This window comes from Ensifer sp. R-19 (assembly GCF_049905105.1).
In the GTDB taxonomy this organism is placed as follows: Bacteria; Pseudomonadota; Alphaproteobacteria; order Rhizobiales; family Rhizobiaceae; genus Ensifer.
Genome location: NZ_CP184569.1, coordinates 3,330,812 through 3,350,298, shown reverse-complemented (window position 1 = coordinate 3,350,298; position 19,487 = coordinate 3,330,812). Strand labels below are relative to the sequence as shown.

The following is a 19,487-nucleotide window of genomic DNA, read 5'->3' as shown; positions in this document are numbered from 1 at the left end:
GTCGCGGTCGCAATATGCAACCGCCGATATCGGCAAGCCACTGTCACGTCTCAACACAACGCGCCGCTGAACGAGAATTACCGTGAACTAGGAAGTTGAAATCCGGGGGCGATCACATAGCTTGCTGGACGCAAACATCGAATGGAATACGTCATGGCAAACCCGAATTCAGCCGAGCTTGTGATCGATGCGTCGCTGGTACGGCGGCTGATCGCGACACAGTTTCCGCAGTGGTCGGATCTTGCGGTGCGTCCGATCGAGCCCGGCGGCTGGGACAACAGGAGCTTCCGGCTCGGCGAGCGGATGACCGTGCGCCTGCCGAGCGCCGAGCACTATGTGCTGCAAGTGGATAAGGAGCACCGCTGGCTGCCGCGGCTGGCTCCCCAATTGCCGCTGCCCATTCCCGTGCCGCTGGCCAAGGGCATGCCGGGAGAAGGCTTTCCCTGGCCCTGGTCGGTCTACCGCTGGCGTCAGGGGGAAACGTTGGCCGTGGAGCGGGTCGCAGATCTCGGGCAAGTGGCGAAGGATCTCACGCGGTTTCTGCGCGCCTTGCGGCAGGCGGATGCCGCGGGTGGGCCCTTGCCTGGCGACCACAATTTCCACCGCGGCGGTCCGCCTGCCTTCTATGACGAGCAGACGCGCCAGGCGCTCGCACTGCTTGAGGGACAGGTCGACACGGCGGCGGCCAGAGAGGTCTGGGAAGCGGCCCTTGCTGCGCCATTCGAGGGGGCCCCCGTCTGGTTTCACGGCGACATCGCCTGGGGCAACCTTTTGGTCGAGCAAGGTCGCTTGAGCGCGGTCATCGATTTCGGCACCTCGGGTGTCGGCGACCCCGCCTGCGATCTGGCGATAGCCTGGACGTTCTTCCACGGCGAGAGCCGCGAGGTCTTCCGTGATGGCATGGCACTCGATCGCGGTGCCTGGGCGTGCGGGCGTGGCTGGACCCTGTGGAAGGCGCTGATCGTGCTTGCCGGCATGACCGGCGCGTCCGCAAGCGAGAAGGCAAAGCAGCTCACGGTGATCGAAGACGTGCTTGCGGATCATCGCCGCTTCGGCTAGCGCCCGAGCCACGATCGGGCGCAAGCCAGCTTGACCCCGCTGCAAATTGCCTCTAGCTCAGGCGCACGCGGGACGACCCGCGTCGGTGCTTCGCCTGGGGACGGCCCCAGTATCTCGACCGAGATACTTGGAGTCGATCGCATCATGCAGCCCCAAAGCTCGCGGCACGTCCGCGCGACCTTTCCCTTTATTGAGCAGCCTAGAGCATCCCGCTCTCAAGTGGAGTCACTGGAGGCGGAAAGATGCTCTAGAATCAAAGTGCTAGAGCGTCCTTTGCGCGTTCAGTTGAACGCGCGGCGCTCTAGTCATTCCATCGGAAGCAATCGCTTCGTGGGACGGCCTCGGCCGCCGATCGCTTATCCAACACATTGACGCGCCGGCGGCCGCCGACGCGCGCCGCCGATGCGTCTCCGCCAACACATGAGGTTGATGATAGCCGGACCCATCGAACAATTTGAGATCAAGTCACTCCTACCGATCGCCGAGATCGGCTGTCACCAGATCAGCTTTACCAACTCGGCCGCCTATATGGTGCTGACGGTGGCGATCGCCAGTCTGTTCCTGATCCTGTCAACGGGAAGACGCGGCCTCGTGCCGAACCGGGCGCAGTCGGCGGCAGAGATCCTCTATGAGTTTGCGGCAAAGACGCTGCGCGACAATGCCGGCGAGAAGGGCATGCGCTTCTTCCCGCTGGTCTTCTCGCTTTTCGTGTTCATCCTCACCGCCAACCTGATCGGCATGTTCCCCTATGCCTTCACGGTGACGAGCCATATCGCGGTCACCTTCGCGCTGGCCATGCTGGTGTTCCTGACGGTCACGCTCTATGGCCTTTACCGGCACGGCTTCGGCTTCCTCAGGCTGTTCATGCCGGCGGGCGTGCCGTTGATTCTGGCGCCGATCATCATCCCGATCGAGGTGGTCTCCTACCTCTCGCGTCCCGTCAGCCACTCGGTTCGTCTATTCGCGGTCATGCTGGCCGGCCACATCACGCTCAAGGTTTTCGCCGGTTTCGTCGTGGGCCTCAGCGGCTTTGGGGCGCTCGGGATCCTGGCCGCGGTCATGCCGCTGCTGATGACGGTGGCGCTGACCGGGCTCGAACTGCTGATGGCGCTCATCCAGGCCTATATCTTCACCATGCTGACCTGCATGTATCTCAACGACGCGCTCCATCCGAGCCACTGAGAACAGGCGATGAGGCTCCCTGCACCGGGAGCCTCTTTGTCATTCGATCGCCCGCCGCGCTTCGTTCCGGTAGGTCCGCCAGGAGGTCCAGGCAAAGGCGATCAGGAACATCACGGTCATCAGGAGCACGATGGTCGGCGCCGGCGCGCTGTCGATGAAGAAGGAGAGATAGACGCCGCAGAAGGAGGCCGTCATCGCGATGATCACGGCGACGATGAGCATGGCGCCCATGGTGCGGGTGACCAGGAAGGCGATGGCGCCGGGTGCGATCAGCATGGCGATGGCAAGGATCAGCCCCACCGCCTTCAGCGCGCCGACGATCGTCAGCGACAGGATCGCGAGCAGCCCATAGTGCAACCAGTTAACCGGAAGACCGACGGCTTTGGCCTGGGCGGGATCGAAGGCGTGCAGCAGGAAATCGCGCCATTTGACGGCGAGAATACCGGTGGCGACCAAGGCGATCACGCCGGTCTCGGCGATGTCGCGCCAGCCGATGCCGAGCATGTCGCCGAAGAGGATGTGGTCGAGGTGCACGTCGCTCTGGATCTTGGTGTAGAGCACCAGCCCGAAGCCGAACATGCCGGAGAAGACCACGCCCATCACCGTATCCTGCTTGATGCGGCTGTTTTCCTTGAGATAGCCGGTCAAAAGCGCGCAGGACATGCCGGCGGCAAAGGCGCCGACGGCAAGCGGCAGGCCGACGATGTAGGAGATGACGATGCCGGGGAAGACCGCATGCGAGATCGCGTCGCCCATCAGCGACCAGCCCTTCAGCACCAGGAAACAGGAGAGCATGGCGGTCGGGATCGCCACCAGCACCGAGATCAGAAGCGCGTTGCGCATGAACTCGAATTCGAAGACCGCAAGCAGCATGTCGAGCGAGATCATCGGGCAGCCTCCATCGGTTCGGCGCTGCGCCTGCGCGCGGCGAGCAGCCCGTGCTTCGGGGCCAAGACGAAGGCCGTCAGGAAGATGAGTGTCTGCAGCACGATGATGATGCCGCCGGTGGCACCGTCGAGGAAGTAGCTGAAATAGGCGCCGAAGAAGCTCGTCAGCGCACCGATGGCGACGCTGATCAGGATCAGCCGCGGAAAGCGATCCGTGAGCAGGTAAGCGGTCGCGCCAGGCGTCACCACCATGGCGATGACAAGGAAAGCGCCGACGGTCTGCAGTGCTGCGACCGTACAGGCCGAGAGCAGGGTGAAGAACAGCACCTTGAGGAAGGTGGTGGGAATGCCGATCGAGCGGGCGTGGCTCTCATCGAAGAAGGTCACCATCAGGTCCTTCCACTTCGCTGTCAGAATGACCAGCGAGACGATGCCGATGATCGCGAGCTGCAGTGTGTCGGCGGGCGTGATCGCCAGGATGTTGCCGAGCACGATGGTCTGAATATTCACCGATGTCGGCGACAGCGAGACCATGAAAAGCCCGAGGCCGAAGAAGGAGGTGAAGATCAGGCCGATGATCGTGTCTTCCTTGAGCCTTGTGCGCTGGTTGAGAAACAACATGGCGCCGGCGGCAAGCGAGCCGGAGAAGAAGGCGCCGAGCGAGAAGGGCAGGCCCAGCATATAGGCGCCGGCGACCCCCGGGACGATCGAATGCGAGAGGGCATCACCGATCAGCGACCAGCCCTTGAGCATCAGATAGGAGGAGAGGAAGGCGCAGACGGCGCCGACCAGCGCGCTCACCCACATGGCATTGACCATGTAGCCATAGGTGAAGGGTTCCAGGAGCGTGGCGATCATTTGCCGTTCGGTTCCCCGTTGGTCTCGGGTTTTGCCGGCTGCGCCACCATCCGATCCTTGTCGCCATACATGACGAGCGGGCGCTCGTCGTCGGTGATGACGGCGAGCTGCCGCGGATCGGCATCGTCATGCAGGTTTTCGCCGCCGAGCACGAAGTGCCGGAGAACGCCGCCGAAGGCGAGTTCCAGGTTTTCGCGGGTGAAGGTGGTTTCCGTCGGGCCATAGGCGAGCACGGTGTTCTTGAGGAGCACGGTGCGGTCGCAGAATTCCGGCACACTGCCGAGATTGTGGGTGGAAACCAGCATGACCCGGCCCTCGTCACGCAGGCCGATCAGGAGGCGAATGATCGCGTCCTCGGTCTTGACGTCGACGCCGGTGAACGGTTCGTCGAGCAGGATGACCTTGCCATCCTGGGCGAGCGCGCGCGCCAGGAAGACGCGCTTCTTCTGGCCGCCGGAGAGTTCACCGATCTGGCGCTTGCGATAGTCGCTCATGCCGACGCGCGCAAGCGCTGCCTCGACCGCCTCATGATCCGCCGTCTTCGGGATGCGCAGCATGTTCATGTGGCCGTAGCGGCCCATCATGACGACGTCCTCGACCAGGACCGGGAAGTTCCAGTCGACCTCCTCGGCCTGCGGCACATAGGCGACGAGGTTCTTCTTGAGCGCTTCCGGAACCGAACGGCCAAGGATCGAGATCTCGCCGCGCGAGAGCCGGGCAAAGCCCATGATCGCCTTGAAGAGTGTCGACTTGCCGCTGCCGTTGACGCCGACGAGCGCGGTGATCGTGCCCGTCGGGATCTCGAAGGTCGCGTCGCGCAGGGCCCGCAGGCCGTTGCGGTAGGTGACTGTCGCGCCAGAGACACGGATGCCGCTGCCCTGTTCGCCGGACGCCGGCACGGGGCCGGAGCGGGGCTTCACCTGAAGGTTCATTGCGAAAGCCCCTTGGCGATGGTTTCCGATGTGACGCGCAGCAGATCGATATAGGTGGGAACCGGACCGTCCGCCTCGCTCAAGGAATCAACGTAGAGCACGCCACCGTATTTTGCACCGGTTTCGCGCGCCACCTGCTCAGCCGGATCGGGCGAGATCGTGCTTTCGGAAAAGACGACCGGAATGTGGTTGGCCCTGACGGCGTCGATGACCTTGCGGACCTGTTGCGGGGTACCCTGTTGGTCGGCATTGATCGGCCAGAGGTAGAGTTCCTTCATGCCGAAATCGCGGATCAGGTAGCTGAAGGCGCCTTCGCTCGAAACCAACCAGCGCTTGTCTTCGGGGATCTTGGCGATCTCGGCGCGGATCGGCGCGATGGTCGCCTCGATCTTCTGCTTATAGGCCTCGGCATTCGCCTTGTAGGTCTCGGCATTGGCGGGATCGTACTTCACGAAGGCGTCGCGAATGTTGTCGACATAGATGAGGGCTGCCGATGGCGACATCCAGGCATGCGGATTGGGCTTTCCGCTGTAGGGGCCTTCGGCAATCCCCATGGGCTCGACGCCGGTCGAGACGACGGCACCGGGGACGTCATCAAAGTTCTGGAAGAACTTCTCGAACCAGAGTTCCAGGTTCAGACCGTTCCACAGGATCAGCTTGGCGTCGTGCGCCTTCAGGATGTCGCGCGGGGTCGGCTGGTAGTTGTGGATCTCGGCACCCGGTTTGGTGATCGATTCGACGATTGCGGCGTCGCCCGCGACGTTCTTCGCCATGTCGGCAATGACCGTGAAGGTCGTCACTGCCTTGAATTTCTCCTGCGCTGAGCCGGCGCCGGGAAAGAGCGCGATGGCTGCCAGGGCAGCTGCCGCTGCCAGGATCGCGCGCTTCGTCTGATCGATCATTCGCTACTCCCAGATGTTGACATCAACAGGAGTAGGGGAATGATTTGCATAAGTCAATGCAAATGCGAAGCATTCGCAACTAGCTATTTTCAAAACCAATGCCCTTGGCTAGTGTAACGACCATGAAACAGAACAAGAATCGTGTCGAAGAGCTGGAAGGCGTTTTGCGGGATGGCGGCGTGCGCGTTACGCGCCAGCGCTCCGCAATCCTGAAGATTCTCGCCACCGCCGAAGACCATCCGGATGCAAACGAACTGCATCGCCGGGCGAAGGAAATCGACGCCACCGTCTCGCTTTCGACGGTCTACCGGACGCTGTCAGCGCTCGAGCAGCAGGGCGTCGTGCAGCGCCATGCCTTCGAAAGCGCGACGGCGCGTTTCGAGACCGCCGACGCGCCGCATCACGATCATCTGATCGATATCGACACGGGGGCTGTGATCGAGTTCCGTTCCGACAAGATCGAGCAACTGCAAGCGGAGATTGCCGCCGAGCTCGGCTACGATCTCGTGCGCCACCGGCTCGAGCTCTACTGCCGCAAGCGCAAGGACTGAGCGAAGCTCGTCAGAGACGTTGCGCTCGTGATGTCGCGCAACGTCTCCTTTTGCTTTCAAATGAAAGAGTGTCAGCCGCGACCCGCGACGTCGGAGGTGCGCCGCCGTGCCGGTATGGTCATGGCCGCAACGCCGATGATGACGCAACCCAGGCCGATCCAGGCGGTGTCCGACAACCGTTCGCCGAGGAAGATCGCGCCGATGGCGACACCGACCGGCACGCGCAGATAGGCCTGGGCCGTGGCGCCGACCGAACCCAGCGTCTGGATCAGCCGGAAGTAGATGGCGAAGGCAAGTGCTGTCGAAAAGACTGCGAGGCCAAGGAGCGCAAGCAGCGAATCCATGGATGGAGCCAGCGTCCAGGGCCTGTCGACGATGAGGCTGGTGGGGATCAGCAGCACCGTGCCTGATATCAGCGAGCCGGCGGCGGGCATCATCGGGTCGAGCCCTTTGAAGCTGCGCCCGAAGATGGCGGCACCTGCATAACAAACGGTGGCGAGCACCACGGCGAGCTGTGGCAGCAATTGTTCGCCGAGGCCGCCGAAGGCCTCCATGCCGATGATCAGGCTGATGCCGGTCATGCCGGCAATGACGCCGACGAGCTTGCGGGCGGTGACCGGCTCGTGGTGGGTGACCAGGGCCGTCATAAGGAAGGCGAAGATCGGCGTCGTCGCATTGAGAATCGAGGCGATGCCGGCATCGATCGTCTGCTCGGCCCAGGCAATCAGTGTGAAGGGCACGACGCTGTTGAGGCAAGCCTGAAACAGAAACCGTCGCCAGGTTGCGAGGTCGCGCGGCATCTTCAGGCCACGCCAACGGAGAACCGCGAGAAGCAGGGCGCCGGCGATCAAGGTACGAGCGGCAATCAGCGTGACCGGCGGAATGGTTTCAACGCCGATCTTGATGAAGGTGTAGGAAGCGCCCCAGAGCGTGGCAAGCGCAAGCAGCAGGAGAAGCTCGAGGGTGAGATTGGTCTTGGCCATGGCATGGAACCTTCGTGTCGTCGTCGTTGTCCTTCTTCTAGCGCCGTGGAGATGGCAGATGCTTCGGTGGCGATCGAAGTATCGAGATCTCTCCGTGGACGTGAGACGACAAAGCCCCGGTCACCTTTCGGGACCGGGGCGGGTGCTTTCTGTATCGCTCAGTGGCTGTCGGCGAGCTTGGCCGCGTTGACGGACGCGGACCTTTCCAGGCTCAGGCCGTTGAAGAAGGCGTTGAGCACCACCGCCGAGATCGAGGCGAGCACGATGCCGGACTCGATGATCGGGTGGATCGCATGCGGCAGCCACATCAGGTAGTTCGGCGCGATCAACGGGATCAGGCCGAAGCCGACCGAGACGGCGACAACGAAGAGGTTGTTGCGTGACGACTTGAAGTCGACGGTCGACAGGATGCGCACGCCGGTGGCCGCCACCATCCCGAACATCACCAGGCCGGCGCCGCCGAGCACGAAGGTCGGCACCGCTTCCACCAGAGCGCCCATCTTCGGGATCAGTCCGAGCGCGATCATGATGACGCCCCCCATCACGCAGACATAGCGACTCTTCACGCCGGTGACGCCGACGAGGCCGACATTCTGCGAGAAGCTCGTATAGGGGAAGGTGTTGAACAGGCCGCCGATCATCGTGCCGAGGCCATCGACCCGAAGGCCGGCGGTCAATTGCTGCTGCGATACTTCGCGGTTGGTCATTTCTCCGAGCGCCAGGAACATGCCGGTCGATTCGATCATGACGACGATCATGACGAGCGACATGGTGGCGATCAGAACCGGATCGAAGATCGGCATGCCGAAGCGCAGCGGCGTGACCACGGCAAACCAACCGGCGTCGGCCACCCGGTCGAAGTGCATCATGCCGAGTGCGGCGGCGAGGACGCAGCCGAGGACGACGCCGGTCAGCACCGCGATGTTGCTGATCAATCCGCGGCCGAAGCGTGCGATGACGAGGATGGACACAAGCACGAAGGCGGCAAGCGCGATGTGGCTCGGCTCCGCATAGAGCGGGTTCGGCACCGTGGCGCCGAGCACCAGACCATCAGGAATAGCAGGCCCGCCGCCGGCGGCGGCCGCGGCCTTCATCGCGGCCAGCCATTCGGCATGGGCTGGGTCGACCAGTTTCGGCGCCGTTGGGCCGAAAGGATTGCCGAAGATCCAGTTGACGCCCACCCGCATCAGCGAAACGCCGATGACGAGAATGATGGTGCCAGTGACGATCGGCGGGAAGAACTTGAGCAATCTGCCCATCAACGGCGCGATCAGCAGGGCGACGAGGCCGGCGCCGATGATGGCGCCGAAAATCATGCGCGCGCCCTCCTGGCCCGGGGTCATCGCCGCCATCGAAACCATCGGGCCGACAGACGCGAACGTGACGCCCATCATGACGGGAAGGCGGATGCCGAAGCTGCGACCGAGCCCGAGCGACTGGATGATGGTGACGATGCCGCAGACGAACAGATCGGCCGAGATCAGGAAAGCGACATCCTGGGGGCTGAGCTGCAATGCCCGGCCGACGATCAGCGGTACCGCGACGGCGCCGCCATACATGACAAGAACGTGCTGGATCCCAAGCGTCGCGAGCCTGCCCACAGGCAGCTTCTCGTCCACCGGGTGTATGCTGGAAACGTCGCTCATGGTTCCTCCTCCCATCACGTCGACCAGTCCGGTTCCCCCGTCCTCCAACAGGGGAGCGCAATTTTTCCGTGCCGAGGCAGAATGTCGCAAGTATTGCGAAAACGAAAACACTTTCCGGAATCCGGGGGAAATCAGTCACGATGCGCTGGCGGCGGGAACGGTTGCCGCAAGGCCGCGAGCCTTGACGAAAAGCTGCAGGCGAGCCTGACGAGGCCGGAGACCATGCAACGTAGCCGCAATGCGAAGCAGCGATGGTCCCTTACGCCGGTGCTCCGGCGCTGTTCGTTTGGGATCATGATCGATGGTATCTTGGAGATTGGCCTTCTGGCGCTTGCTCGCTGTGCCGTTCGCGCTCGCCTTCGCGCTTCCACCGGTTGCCGCGCGCGCCAACGGCGCCACCTTTCCGGGGCAGTGGCAGCAGGTGGCGTCCGGCACGGACGCCTGCGGGACCTGCTGGGTCGAAATCAAGCGGAACGGTCCGGTCCTGAAGGTGACGGGCAAGGACGGATGGTTCGCGGTGGTCCATCTCGGACGCGCTGGAGGCGGCCATAGCGCCGAGGGGATCGGCCGCTGGAGCGAGGACGGGGACAGCCACTATCGCGGCCGGCCATTCGATATCCGGATCGCTATCGTCGACAAGCATCTCGAGATGGACATGACCGTGCAGATGGACGACGGCTCGACGCGCGCCGTCCGGGCGATCTTCGACAAGCGCCGGTCCGAGAAGTCCGGACGCCTTCGGCTGGCCCGCATGTAGGCACGGCCATGCCGCTCAGGGATTGCCGGCAAAGAAATACCGGGGCCGTTGCCGACCCCGGTGCCGCATCTCCTGAAAGAAAAAGGCCGCCCGGTTTGGGCGGCCTTCTTGTTACTTCTGCCAGCTCTTGACCAGATCGTCATAGTTGACGGTCTGCGGCTTTTCCTTCTCGTTCTCGACCTTCAGCTGCGGAGCGAGGTTGCCAGCCTTGACGGCTTCGGCGTTCCAGTACTCAAGGTCATGCTCTTCGGCGAGCTTCGGACCGATGTCTCCCTGAACGCCCGAACGTTCGAGACGGGAGAGAACCTTCTCCTGCTCGGCGCACAGCGAGTCCATGGCTTCCTGAGCGGTCTTCGCACCCGAGGATGCATCGCCGATCGCCTGCCACCACAGCTGAGCCAGCTTCGGATAGTCAGGAACGTTCGTGCCGGTCGGCGACCACTGCAGGCGGGCCGGCGAACGGTAGAACTCGATCAGACCGCCGAGCTTCGGAGCACGGTCCGTGAAGCTCTTGTGGTCGAGCGTCGACTGGCGGATGAAGGTGAGGCCGACATGGCTCTTCTTCACGTCGACGGTCTTCGAGGTCACGAACTGCGCATAGAGCCATGCGGCCTTGGCGCGGTCGTCCGGGGTGGACTTCAAGAGCGTCCAGGAACCGGCGTCCTGGTAGCCGAGCTTCATGCCGTCCTTCCAGTAGACGCCGTGCGGGCTCGGCGCGAAACGCCACTTCGGCGAGCCGTCCTCGTTGACGACGGGCAGGCCCGGCTTGACGAAGTCGGCGGTAAAGGCCGTGTAGGTGAACATCTGCTGGGCGATTTCGCCCTGCGACGGAACCGGACCGGATTCCGAGAAGGTCATGCCCTGGGCAGCAGCCGGTGCATAGGCCTTCATCCAGTCGAGGTACTTCTGGATCGAGTAGACGGCGGCCGGGCCGTTGGTGTCGCCGCCGCGGGCAACGCACGAGCCGACCGGACGCGAGTTCTCGTCGACCTTGATACCCCATTCGTCGACCGGCTTGCCGTTCGGGATGCCCTTGTCGCCGTTGCCGGCCATCGACAGCCAGGCGTCGGTGAAGCGCCAGCCGAGCGACGGGTCCTTCTTGCCGTAGTCCATGTGGCCATAGACCTTCTTGCCGTCGACTTCGCGGCCGGTGAAGAACTCGGCGATGTCCTCATAGGCCGACCAGTTGACCGGAACGCCGAGGTCGTAGCCGTACTTCGCCTTGAAGTCCGCCTTGTTCTTCTCGTCGTTGAACCAGTCGTAGCGGAACCAGTAGAGGTTCGCGAACTGCTGGTCGGGCAGCTGGTAGAGCTTGCCATCCGGCGCGGTCGTGAAGGACTTGCCGATGAAGTCGTCGATGTCGAGGTTCGGGTTGGTGACGTCCTTGCCTTCATTGGCCATGAAGTCCGTCAGGCTGCGCGCCTGCTGGTAACGCCAATGGGTGCCGATCAGGTCAGAGTCGTTGATGTAGGCGTCATAGACGTTTTCGCCCGACTGCATCTGCGTCTGCAGCTTTTCGACGACGTCGCCTTCGCCGATCAGGTCGTGGGTGATCTTGATGCCGGTGATGTCGGCGAAGGCCTTGGCCAGGGTCTTCGATTCGTATTCATGGGTGGTGATTGTTTCGGAAACGACCTTGATTTCCATGCCGGCGAAGGGCTTGGCCGCATCGACGAACCACTGCATTTCGGCTTCCTGGGCCGCGCGGTCGAGCGAGGACATGTCGCCGATTTCGGTATCGAGGAACTTCTTTGCCTCGTCCATGCCGGCAAAAGCGGTGCCGGTGAAAGCCAGCAGCATAGCCGCCGTCGTAGTCAAAAGATGCCGTCGCATAATTCCCTCCCTTAGGTTTGCGAATGCGGTTCTTTAGCTTTTGAGGGGCCGCTCCCGCGGCCCCTCAAATCGGCTCGCCTCAGACATAGCGGAAGACGCCGACGGCATAGACCAGCGAGAGCGCGAGCGCCCACCACAGGTTCTGCCCGCCGACGAAACCGAGCCATGCGAGGTGAATGAAGGCGCTTCCGAGCAGCGACACGAAGAGGCGATCGCCCCGTGTCGTCTCGAAGCGCAGGATGCCGACGCGCGGGTTTCCGCCCGGCGCGGCATATTCCCAGACCGCCATCATCGACAGCAGCGCGAAGATGGTGAGGAAGAACATGGCCGACGGAAACGACCAGGCCATCCAGCCGCCGGCGACCAGCGGCGCGAACCAGTCGCGTGCGCCGTCCTTGATCGGCAGCATGCTCATGAGCAGCCCGGCGGCGGCGGCGTAGACGATCAGAACGGCGGCGAAGGGCAGTTGCCAACGAGCCTTGCGAATGGGTTGAGCGGTCATCATACCCTCCCCAGGGCAAAGCCCTTGGCGATGTAGTTGCGGACGAAATAGATCACCAGCGCCCCCGGAATGATGGTGAGCACGCCGGCAGCGGCCAGCACGCCCCAGTCGAGGCCGGAAGCGGAGACGGTGCGGGTCATGGTGGCGGCGATCGGCTTGGCGTCCGTGGTCGTCAGCGTGCGGGCTAGCAGCAGTTCGACCCAGGAGAACATGAAGCAGAAGAAGGCGGCGACACCGATGCCCGAGGCGATCAGCGGCATGAAGATCTTCACGAAGAAGCGCGGGAACGAATAGCCGTCGATATAGGCGGTTTCGTCGATTTCCTTCGGCACGCCCGACATGAAGCCTTCGAGGATCCAGACGGCGAGCGGCACGTTGAACAGGCAGTGGGCAAGCGCCACGGCGATGTGCGTGTCGATCAGGCCGAAGGCCGAATAGAGCTGGAAGAACGGCAGGGCGAAAACGGCCGGCGGCGCCATGCGGTTGGTCAAGAGCCAGAAGAACAGGTGCTTGTCGCCGAGGAAGCGGTAGCGCGAGAAGGCGTAGGCCGCCGGCAGCGCTGCCGATACCGAGATCACCGTGTTCATCACGACGTAGATGATCGAGTTGATGTAGCCGTTGTACCAGGATGGATCGGTGAAGATCACCTGATAGTTCCTGAGCGTCGGGTTCACCGGCCAGAGCGAGAAGGTGCTGAGGATCTCGCTCGTTTCCTTGAAGCTCATGTTGACGAGCCAATAGATCGGCAGGAGCAGGAAGACGATGTAGATCGTCGGCACCAGCCAGGAAAGGCGTTCGGTAAGCGGTTGTGTTTGCATGTTGGTTCTCCTCCCGCCTTTATCAGCCTTGCGCGTCGCTCGTGGTCATCACGGTGTAGAAGATCCACGAGAGCAGCAGGATGATGAGGAAGTAGATGATCGATAGCGCTGCCGCCGGACCGAGGTCGAACTGGCCAATGGCCGTCTTGACGAGGTCGATCGACAGGAAGGTGGTGGAGTTGCCGGGGCCGCCGCCGGTAACGACGAAGGGCTCGGTGTAGATCATGAAGCTATCCATGAAGCGCAGCAGGAAGGCGATCAGGAGCACACGCTTCATCTTCGGCAGCTGGATGTAGCGGAACACCGACCAGCGCGAGGCGCCGTCGATCTTGGCCGCCTGGTAATAGGCGTCCGGGATCGAGACGAGGCCGGCATAGCACAAGAGCACGACGAGGCTCGTCCAGTGCCAGACGTCCATGACGATCAGCGTCACCCAGGCAGCGACCGGGTTCTGCACATAGTTGTAGTTGATGCCCATGCCTTCGAGCGTGCGGCCGAGCAGGCCGATATCGACGCGGCCGAACACCTGCCAGATGGTGCCGACGACGTTCCACGGGATCAGGAGCGGCAGCGCCATCAGGACGAGGCAGACCGGGACGCCGAGGCCCTTCTTCGGCATGTTGAGCGCGATGATGATGCCGAGCGGGATTTCGATGGCCAGAATGATCGCCGAGAAGATCAGGTTGCGGGTGAGCGCGTCCCAGAAACGGTCGGAGGTCAGCACCTGCACGTACCAGTCGGTGCCGGCCCAGAAGAACGCGTTGTTGCCGAAGGTGTCCTGGACCGAATAGTTGACGACGGTCATCAGCGGGATGACGGCCGAGAAGGCGACCAGCACGAGAACCGGCAGCACCATGAACCAGGCCTTGTTGTTCCAGGTTTTTTCCATGGTCAGGCCTCCTCGCCGACGCGCCAGGAATCGGCGTAGATGTTGATGGCTTTCTGATCGAAGCGGACGCGCGGATCGGCGGGGATCTCGCCATCCTCGTCGACGATGATCGAGATCGGCTGATCGGCGAAGCGGGCGCGCACGATCTTGTGGCGGCCGATGTCCTCGACCTTGGTGATCGCGACGGGCATGCCTTCGCGGCCGAGCGAGACGAATTCCGGGCGGATGCCAAGCTCGGTCTTGGCGCCGGCCTTGAACTTGGGCAGGAAGTTCAAGGCCACGTGTTCGCCGCCGACCGTCGCGGTGTTGCCGTCGAGCTTGACCGGAAGCACGTTCATGCCCGGCGAACCGATGAAGTAGCCGACGAACGTGTGGCGCGGGCGCTCGAAGAGTTCGGCCGGGGTACCGATCTGAACGATCTGGCCGTCATACATGACGACGACCTTGTCGGCGAAAGTGAGCGCCTCGGTCTGGTCGTGGGTGACATAGACCATGGTGAAGCCGAACTGCTTGTGCAGCCGCTTGATCTGCGAGCGCAGCACCCACTTCATTTCCGGATCGATGACGGTCAGCGGCTCGTCGAACAGGATGGCGCTGACGTCGTTGCGCACGAGGCCGCGGCCAAGCGAGATCTTCTGCTTCTGGTCGGCGGTCAGCCCGCGGGCGGTCTTCTTCGCCCAGCCGCCGAGACCGATCATTTCGATCGTCTCCTTGACGCGGCGGTCGACCTCGGCTTCCGGCACATGCCGGTTGCGCAAGGGGAAGGCCAGATTGTCGTAGACGGTCATCGTGTCGTAGATGACCGGGAACTGGAACACCTGGGCGATGTTGCGTTCCTGGGTCGAGAGATGCGTCACGTCCTTGCCGTCGAAGAGAATGCGCCCTTCGGACGGATTGATCAGGCCCGAGATGATGTTGAGCAGCGTGGTCTTGCCACAGCCGGAAGGGCCGAGCAGCGCATAGGCGCCGCCGTCGTTCCATTCGTGATGCACTTCCTTCAGCGCGTAGTCGTTTTCAGACTTCGGCTTGGCGCCATAGGCGTGGCGAATATGTTCGAGATCGATGCGTGCCATGTTTTCCTCCCAGCGCCCCCTTTAGGCCGCGCCGCCGATGGCGCGTCCATCAGGCCCGAAGGCCATGAGATGACGGGTGTCGACGAAGACCTCGAGGGTCGCGTCGGGTTCGATGTCGTGAATGCCTGGCGCGAGCATGACCCAGCGCGCATTGGCAAATCCGACGTGAATGAAGCTTTCCGAGCCTGCGATCTCGGAGATCGCGGTCTTGACGGTGAGTGCGTCGCCGCTGCCTTGCGGACGATCGAACGATATATGGTGCGGCTGGAAGCCGACAGTGCAGGGACCGTCGGCAATGCCAGCCAGATGCGAAGGCACCGTCAGCACCGGCTTGCCGTCGAGCGCGAAAGCCGCGCCTGATTTGACGAGTTCGATGCAGTTCAGCGGCGGATCGGCGAAGGTGCGGGCGGTGATGAGGTCGACCGGACGACGATAGACGTCGATGGTCTTGCCGAACTGGGTGATGCGGCCCTGGCTGAGGGCTGCCGTATTGCCGCCAAGCAACAACGCTTCCGAAGGCTCTGTCGTCGCATAGACGAAGATGGCACCGGAGGCGGAAAAGATCTTCGGCAGTTCCTCGCGCAGTTCCTCGCGCAGCTTGTAGTCGAGGTTGGCGAGTGGTTCGTCGAGCAGCACGAGATCGGCGTTCTTGACGATGGCGCGCGCCAGCGCCGTGCGCTGCTGCTGGCCACCCGAGAGATTGAGCGGCGTGCGGTCGAGATAGGGCGTCAGCTTCAGGAGATCGGCGGCCTTGCGCACTTCGCGGTCGATCGTCGCGGTGTCGGCGCCGCTGATGCGCATCGGCGAGGCGATGTTCTCATAGACGGTCATCGCCGGGTAGTTGATGAACTGCTGGTAGACCATGGCGACCGAGCGCTTTTGCACCGGCAGGCCCGTCACATCGATGCCGTCGAAGATCAGCGAACCGGAAGCCGGCTTGTCGAGACCGGCCATCAGCCGCATCAGCGACGTCTTGCCGGACAGGGTCGGGCCGAGCAGTACATTGAGCGACCCCCTCTCCAGCACCAGGTCGGTCGGGTAGATATGCGTCTCCCCGCCCACGACCTTGGATATCTTCTTCATTTCAAGCATTGAATTCTCCACCCAGCCTGTCGGCAGTCCCGAGCGTTTCCAAGCCGGCGTGGAAACGCTCCATCTCGTCGTTTTTCGCATTTCCGGACCCAGAACCGCAGCGCGCTTTGGCTGGAAATGCTTCGGAATGCGAGGATCCTCACGCGGCTGCGTCGGCCGCGCCTCGCATGTATTCCTCCAGTGCCGCCGCCTCGCCGGGCGTCAGCTTCAATCCCAGTTTCGTGCGGCGCCACAGCACGTCCTCAGCGCGCCGTGCCCATTCCTTGGCGATCAGCCACTTGACTTCCGCCTCGTAGAGATCGGCGCCGAAGCGGCGGCCGAGCGCCGCCTCGTTCGAGGCCGAACCCAGGAGGGTGGCTGCCTGCGTGCCGTAGAGGCGCACAAGGCGACGGGCATGCACAGGCGCAAGGAAGGGGTATTGCTTTTGCAGTCTTGCGACTTCGTCGGCATAACCCTGGGCGGGGAATTCTCCGCCCGGCAGCTTTGATCCTGCGGTCCATTTCGAACCCTTGACGCCGATCGCCTCGCCGATCTTTTCGAGCGCGGATTCACCGAGGCGGCGGTAGGTCGTGAGCTTGCCGCCGAAGACGTTGAGCAGCGGTGCCGCACCCTTGTCGCCCTCGACGCGCAGCACGTAGTCGCGGGTTGCTTCCTGCGCCTTGCTGGCGCCGTCATCATAGAGCGGGCGCACGGCCGAATAAGTCCAGACGATATCGTCCTTCGTCACCGGTTCCAGAAAATATTCGCTCGCCGCGCTGCAGAGATAGTCGACCTCGGCATCGCTGATGCGCACATCCGCCGGGTTGCCGGTGTAGTCGCGATCGGTGGTGCCGATCAGCGTGAAGTCTTCCTCGTAAGGGATGGCGAACATGATGCGGCCATCCGGGTTCTGGAAGAAATAGGCACGCGGATCGTCGAACTTCTTCTTCACGACGATGTGGCTGCCCTGGACGAGGCGGACATTGTGGACGTCGTTCTTGCCGAGCGCGCCCGAAAGCACCGCATCGACCCAGGGGCCGGCCGCATTGATGAGCATGCGCGCCTGCAGGGTCTTGCGTTCGCCGGTTGCCTGATTTTCGGTCTCGACGGTCCAGAGCGCGCCGTTACGCCGTGCCGAGACGACGCGGGTTCGGGCCATGATCACGGCGCCGCGATCGGCAGCATCGCGGGCATTGAGCACAACCAGGCGGGCGTCATTGACCCAGCCGTCGGAATATTCGAACGCCTTGTTGAACAGCCGCTTCAGCGGCTTGCCGGCCGGATCGCGGTTCATGTCCAGCGTCGCCGTTGCCGGCAGCAGCTTGCGGCCGCCGATGTGATCGTAAAGGAAGAGGCCGAGGCGGATGAGCCAGGCCGGGCGCAGGCCGCCCTTATGATAGGGCAGCACGAAGCGCATCGGCCAGATGACGTGGGGCGCCATTGCCCAGAGCACTTCACGCTCCATCAGCGCTTCGCGCACGAGGCGGAACTCGTAATGCTCGAGATAGCGCAGGCCGCCATGAATGAGCTTGGTGGAGCCGGAAGAGGTGCCGGAGGCGAAATCGTTCATTTCGGCCAAGGCGACCGAGTATCCGCGGCCGACCGCGTCGCGCGCGATGCCGCATCCGTTGATGCCGCCGCCGATGACGAAGACGTCGTAGATTGCCTGCTCTGACACTGCTGTTTCCCCTCCACTTTTCGCGATGCACAAATTGATGCATGAGCGAAAGTGAAATCAGTTAAAACGAAAACATACCGAATGTCAAACGAATGCTCCCCGAATCTTTAGGGGTGTCTAAACCTCCCGATTCAGACGTCGGTTTCGATCAGCCGAACATCCTGTTCGGCACAGATTTTCCTGACATTTTCAAGCGTACAGCGATCGGTGATGAAGGTCTGGACCTGGGAGATATGGCCGATGCGCACCGGCGCGGTTCTTTCGAATTTGGTCGAGTCGGAAACGAGGATGACATGGCGTGCATTGGCGATGATCGCCTGGGCGACTTTCACTTCTCGGAAATCGAAATCGAGTAGCGCGCCGTCATGGTCGATCGCCGAGGCGCCGATGACCGCGAAATCGACTTTGAACTGCTTGATGAAGTCGACGGCGGCCTCGCCGACGATACCGCCGTCGGAGCCACGCACGACGCCGCCGGTGATCACCACCTCGATCGAGGGGAACACTCGCAAGCGGTTGGCGACGTTGATGTTGTTGGTGATGACCATCAATTCCTTGTGGTCGAGCAGCGCTTCACCCACGGCCTCGGTCGTCGTGCCGATATTGATGAACAGCGAGGCGTTGTCGGGGATGAGTTCGGCGGCCGCCCTGCCGATCGCCTGCTTCTCCGGTGCTGCGATCTGGCGGCGGGCATCGTATTTGACGTTTTCCTTGCCGCTCGGGAAGATCGCACCGCCATGAATGCGGTTCAAAATCTTGGCGTCGCAGAGGTCGTTCAGGTCCTTTCGGATGGTTTGCGGCGTAACGGAAAAGCGCTGCGCCAGTTCCTCCACGAGCACCCGGCCCTCGCTCTTCGCCAGCTCCAGGATTTCCGCCTGCCGACCTGTCAGGTACATTCCGTCCTCCCCATTTTCGTTTTGTTTCATAATATGCAAAAACGAAAGCCATGCAATTTCAGATTCGGCGGTTTCGATGAAATCGCTTTCGCTGCGGGCCAAAGGATCAGTGCGCGTTGCATTCGTTTCGCCGATGGGCGACTCTGCTTGAGGAATGAAGAGGGGAAGGACATGTTTCATCCGGCGTTGTTCAAGGGCATGACCGTTGTGGTCACCGGTGCAGGGCGCGGCATCGGGCTGGAGGTTGCCCGGCAGTTTCTGGATTGCGGCGCGCATGTGCTCGTCCATGCCGGCCGATCGATCGGCGATCTGCCCGATTTTCTCGAATCGGCGGCGACGGAAGGCCGGGCGCATGTCGTCACCGCGGATTTTCTGGCGCCCGGTGGCGTCGAGGGGCTGGCCGAGGAGGTCAGAGGCCAGTTCGATAGCATCGATATCCTCATCAACAATGCCGGCACCATGGTCGGTCGCTTCCCGGCGGCAGAGCTGACCGACGAGCAGTACCAAACCGTCGTGCAGCTCAACCAGACTGCGGTCGTCGAAATGACGCGGGCGATGCTGCCGCTTCTGCGTAAGGGTACGCATCCGGCGATCGTCAACACCGTATCGATCTCTGCCCTGACAGGGGGCAGCGCCGGCTCTTCGATCTATTCGGCCAGCAAGGCCTTCGTCGCCACCTATTCCAAGGCGCTGGCGCGCGAGCTCGCGCCCGAGGGCATCCGGGTCAACTGCGTTTCGCCGGGCACGATCACCACCGACTTCCACGAGCGCTATTCGTCGCCGGAAAAACTGGAGGCGACCCGCAAGACCATCCCGCTCGGCCGGCTCGGGACGGCGGAAGATTGCGCGCCGGCCTATCTGTTCCTCGCTTCGCACGCGCTGTCGGGCTACATCACCGGGCAGGTGTTGGAGGTCAATGGCGGGCAATTGATTGCTTGAACATGTGTTTGCGTCGGCGTTCGCCCCTCAT

19 protein-coding genes are annotated in these 19,487 nt (G+C 62.6%); 5 read left to right on the top strand and 14 right to left on the bottom strand.

The window, feature by feature from the left end; genetic code table 11:
• Nucleotides 1-153 precede the first annotated feature (153 nt).
• Nucleotides 154-1,059 carry an aminoglycoside phosphotransferase family protein gene (locus tag ACN9MO_RS16200; protein ID WP_112995717.1) on the top strand — a complete coding sequence of 302 codons (906 nt, stop codon included), beginning with the start codon at nucleotides 154-156 and terminating at the stop codon, nucleotides 1,057-1,059.
• A gap of 432 nt (nucleotides 1,060-1,491) precedes the next feature.
• Nucleotides 1,492-2,241 carry a F0F1 ATP synthase subunit A gene (locus ACN9MO_RS16195; protein WP_112995718.1) on the top strand — a complete coding sequence of 250 codons (750 nt, stop codon included), beginning with the start codon at nucleotides 1,492-1,494 and terminating at the stop codon, nucleotides 2,239-2,241.
• Nucleotides 2,242-2,280: 39 nt separating this feature from the next.
• On the opposite strand, the gene ACN9MO_RS16190 is transcribed toward ACN9MO_RS16195, so the two are convergent.
• From ACN9MO_RS16190 to ACN9MO_RS16175, 4 genes are read right to left on the bottom strand one after another with little or no spacing between them, the layout of a single operon-like run.
• On the bottom strand, nucleotides 2,281-3,129 hold the full coding sequence (locus ACN9MO_RS16190) for a metal ABC transporter permease (RefSeq protein ID WP_112995699.1): 849 nt from the start codon (nucleotides 3,127-3,129) through the stop codon (nucleotides 2,281-2,283).
• Nucleotides 3,126-3,986 (bottom strand): metal ABC transporter permease, encoded by an 861-nt coding sequence (locus tag ACN9MO_RS16185; RefSeq protein ID WP_057255029.1) that lies wholly within the window; start codon nucleotides 3,984-3,986, stop codon nucleotides 3,126-3,128. Before ACN9MO_RS16185 ends, ACN9MO_RS16190 begins: the two co-directional genes overlap by 4 nt.
• Nucleotides 3,983-4,918, bottom strand: coding sequence for a manganese/iron ABC transporter ATP-binding protein (locus ACN9MO_RS16180; protein ID WP_058321745.1), 936 nt, complete (start codon nucleotides 4,916-4,918; stop codon nucleotides 3,983-3,985). Before ACN9MO_RS16180 ends, ACN9MO_RS16185 begins: the two co-directional genes overlap by 4 nt.
• Nucleotides 4,915-5,820 (bottom strand): metal ABC transporter substrate-binding protein, encoded by a 906-nt coding sequence (locus ACN9MO_RS16175; protein ID WP_112995700.1) that lies wholly within the window; start codon nucleotides 5,818-5,820, stop codon nucleotides 4,915-4,917. The genes ACN9MO_RS16180 and ACN9MO_RS16175 overlap by 4 nt, the downstream gene beginning before the upstream one ends.
• A gap of 122 nt (nucleotides 5,821-5,942) precedes the next feature.
• Between ACN9MO_RS16175 and ACN9MO_RS16170 the strand changes: the two genes are divergently transcribed.
• Entirely contained in the window at nucleotides 5,943-6,371 is a 429-nt protein-coding gene (locus ACN9MO_RS16170; RefSeq protein ID WP_057255032.1) for a Fur family transcriptional regulator, read from the top strand.
• Nucleotides 6,372-6,442: 71 nt separating this feature from the next.
• On the opposite strand, the gene ACN9MO_RS16165 is transcribed toward ACN9MO_RS16170, so the two are convergent.
• Together ACN9MO_RS16165 and ACN9MO_RS16160 are read right to left on the bottom strand one after the other, a co-directional pair.
• Nucleotides 6,443-7,354, bottom strand: a complete 912-nt coding sequence (locus ACN9MO_RS16165; RefSeq protein WP_112995701.1) for a DMT family transporter — start codon at nucleotides 7,352-7,354, stop codon at nucleotides 6,443-6,445.
• 158 nt (nucleotides 7,355-7,512) lie between these two features.
• A complete protein-coding gene (locus tag ACN9MO_RS16160; RefSeq protein ID WP_113133414.1) occupies nucleotides 7,513-9,000 on the bottom strand; it encodes a nucleobase:cation symporter-2 family protein in 1,488 nt (495 codons plus the stop codon).
• Between the two features lie 301 nt (nucleotides 9,001-9,301).
• Between ACN9MO_RS16160 and ACN9MO_RS16155 the strand changes: the two genes are divergently transcribed.
• Entirely contained in the window at nucleotides 9,302-9,757 is a 456-nt protein-coding gene (locus ACN9MO_RS16155; RefSeq protein WP_162728077.1) for a hypothetical protein, read from the top strand.
• A 111-nt stretch (nucleotides 9,758-9,868) separates the two neighbouring features.
• Here the strand turns inward: ACN9MO_RS16155 and ACN9MO_RS16150 are convergent, their stop codons facing one another.
• The 8 genes from ACN9MO_RS16150 to ACN9MO_RS16115 form a co-directional block, all read right to left on the bottom strand.
• The gene (locus ACN9MO_RS16150; RefSeq protein WP_057255036.1) at nucleotides 9,869-11,590 is read right to left on the bottom strand and encodes an ABC transporter substrate-binding protein; all 1,722 of its coding nucleotides are present in this window, start codon (nucleotides 11,588-11,590) and stop codon (nucleotides 9,869-9,871) included.
• A gap of 79 nt (nucleotides 11,591-11,669) precedes the next feature.
• Nucleotides 11,670-12,092 (bottom strand): DUF2160 domain-containing protein, encoded by a 423-nt coding sequence (locus ACN9MO_RS16145; RefSeq protein WP_082616181.1) that lies wholly within the window; start codon nucleotides 12,090-12,092, stop codon nucleotides 11,670-11,672.
• On the bottom strand, nucleotides 12,092-12,910 hold the full coding sequence (locus ACN9MO_RS16140; RefSeq protein WP_057255037.1) for a carbohydrate ABC transporter permease: 819 nt from the start codon (nucleotides 12,908-12,910) through the stop codon (nucleotides 12,092-12,094). The genes ACN9MO_RS16145 and ACN9MO_RS16140 overlap by 1 nt, the downstream gene beginning before the upstream one ends.
• Nucleotides 12,911-12,932: 22 nt before the next feature.
• Nucleotides 12,933-13,799, bottom strand: a complete 867-nt coding sequence (locus ACN9MO_RS16135) for a carbohydrate ABC transporter permease (protein WP_057255038.1) — start codon at nucleotides 13,797-13,799, stop codon at nucleotides 12,933-12,935.
• A 2-nt stretch (nucleotides 13,800-13,801) separates the two neighbouring features.
• Nucleotides 13,802-14,872 carry an ABC transporter ATP-binding protein gene (locus ACN9MO_RS16130; protein WP_093233142.1) on the bottom strand — a complete coding sequence of 357 codons (1,071 nt, stop codon included), beginning with the start codon at nucleotides 14,870-14,872 and terminating at the stop codon, nucleotides 13,802-13,804.
• A 21-nt stretch (nucleotides 14,873-14,893) separates the two neighbouring features.
• On the bottom strand, nucleotides 14,894-15,964 hold the full coding sequence (locus ACN9MO_RS16125) for an ABC transporter ATP-binding protein (protein ID WP_110878788.1): 1,071 nt from the start codon (nucleotides 15,962-15,964) through the stop codon (nucleotides 14,894-14,896).
• A gap of 139 nt (nucleotides 15,965-16,103) precedes the next feature.
• Nucleotides 16,104-17,621: a glycerol-3-phosphate dehydrogenase gene (gene glpD, locus ACN9MO_RS16120; protein WP_058321751.1), complete on the bottom strand. Its 1,518-nt coding sequence runs from the start codon at nucleotides 17,619-17,621 to the stop codon at nucleotides 16,104-16,106.
• 131 nt (nucleotides 17,622-17,752) lie between these two features.
• A complete protein-coding gene (locus ACN9MO_RS16115; RefSeq protein ID WP_058321804.1) occupies nucleotides 17,753-18,517 on the bottom strand; it encodes a DeoR/GlpR family DNA-binding transcription regulator in 765 nt (254 codons plus the stop codon).
• Nucleotides 18,518-18,688: 171 nt separating this feature from the next.
• On the opposite strand from ACN9MO_RS16115, the gene ACN9MO_RS16110 reads away from it, so the two are divergent.
• Nucleotides 18,689-19,456, top strand: coding sequence for an SDR family oxidoreductase (locus tag ACN9MO_RS16110; protein WP_112995705.1), 768 nt, complete (start codon nucleotides 18,689-18,691; stop codon nucleotides 19,454-19,456).
• The last annotated feature ends 31 nt before the right edge of the window (nucleotides 19,457-19,487 follow it).

What these genes read in the sequence shown, in the direction of transcription:
- ACN9MO_RS16180 (WP_058321745.1), bottom strand. Translation starts at nt 4,918, where the DNA reads ATGAACCTTCAGGTGAAGCCCCGCTCCGGCCCCGTGCCGGCGTCCGGC.
- ACN9MO_RS16140 (WP_057255037.1), bottom strand. Translation starts at nt 12,910, where the DNA reads ATGCAAACACAACCGCTTACCGAACGCCTTTCCTGGCTGGTGCCGACG.
- ACN9MO_RS16150 (WP_057255036.1), bottom strand. Translation starts at nt 11,590, where the DNA reads ATGCGACGGCATCTTTTGACTACGACGGCGGCTATGCTGCTGGCTTTC.
- ACN9MO_RS16135 (WP_057255038.1), bottom strand. Translation starts at nt 13,799, where the DNA reads ATGGAAAAAACCTGGAACAACAAGGCCTGGTTCATGGTGCTGCCGGTT.
- ACN9MO_RS16145 (WP_082616181.1), bottom strand. Translation starts at nt 12,092, where the DNA reads ATGACCGCTCAACCCATTCGCAAGGCTCGTTGGCAACTGCCCTTCGCC.
- ACN9MO_RS16160 (WP_113133414.1), bottom strand. Translation starts at nt 9,000, where the DNA reads ATGAGCGACGTTTCCAGCATACACCCGGTGGACGAGAAGCTGCCTGTG.
- ACN9MO_RS16175 (WP_112995700.1), bottom strand. Translation starts at nt 5,820, where the DNA reads ATGATCGATCAGACGAAGCGCGCGATCCTGGCAGCGGCAGCTGCCCTG.
- ACN9MO_RS16130 (WP_093233142.1), bottom strand. Translation starts at nt 14,872, where the DNA reads ATGGCACGCATCGATCTCGAACATATTCGCCACGCCTATGGCGCCAAG.
- ACN9MO_RS16170 (WP_057255032.1), top strand. Translation starts at nt 5,943, where the DNA reads ATGAAACAGAACAAGAATCGTGTCGAAGAGCTGGAAGGCGTTTTGCGG.
- ACN9MO_RS16155 (WP_162728077.1), top strand. Translation starts at nt 9,302, where the DNA reads ATGGTATCTTGGAGATTGGCCTTCTGGCGCTTGCTCGCTGTGCCGTTC.
- ACN9MO_RS16115 (WP_058321804.1), bottom strand. Translation starts at nt 18,517, where the DNA reads ATGTACCTGACAGGTCGGCAGGCGGAAATCCTGGAGCTGGCGAAGAGC.
- ACN9MO_RS16185 (WP_057255029.1), bottom strand. Translation starts at nt 3,986, where the DNA reads ATGATCGCCACGCTCCTGGAACCCTTCACCTATGGCTACATGGTCAAT.
- ACN9MO_RS16125 (WP_110878788.1), bottom strand. Translation starts at nt 15,964, where the DNA reads ATGCTTGAAATGAAGAAGATATCCAAGGTCGTGGGCGGGGAGACGCAT.
- ACN9MO_RS16190 (WP_112995699.1), bottom strand. Translation starts at nt 3,129, where the DNA reads ATGATCTCGCTCGACATGCTGCTTGCGGTCTTCGAATTCGAGTTCATG.
- ACN9MO_RS16165 (WP_112995701.1), bottom strand. Translation starts at nt 7,354, where the DNA reads ATGGCCAAGACCAATCTCACCCTCGAGCTTCTCCTGCTGCTTGCGCTT.
- ACN9MO_RS16110 (WP_112995705.1), top strand. Translation starts at nt 18,689, where the DNA reads ATGTTTCATCCGGCGTTGTTCAAGGGCATGACCGTTGTGGTCACCGGT.
- ACN9MO_RS16200 (WP_112995717.1), top strand. Translation starts at nt 154, where the DNA reads ATGGCAAACCCGAATTCAGCCGAGCTTGTGATCGATGCGTCGCTGGTA.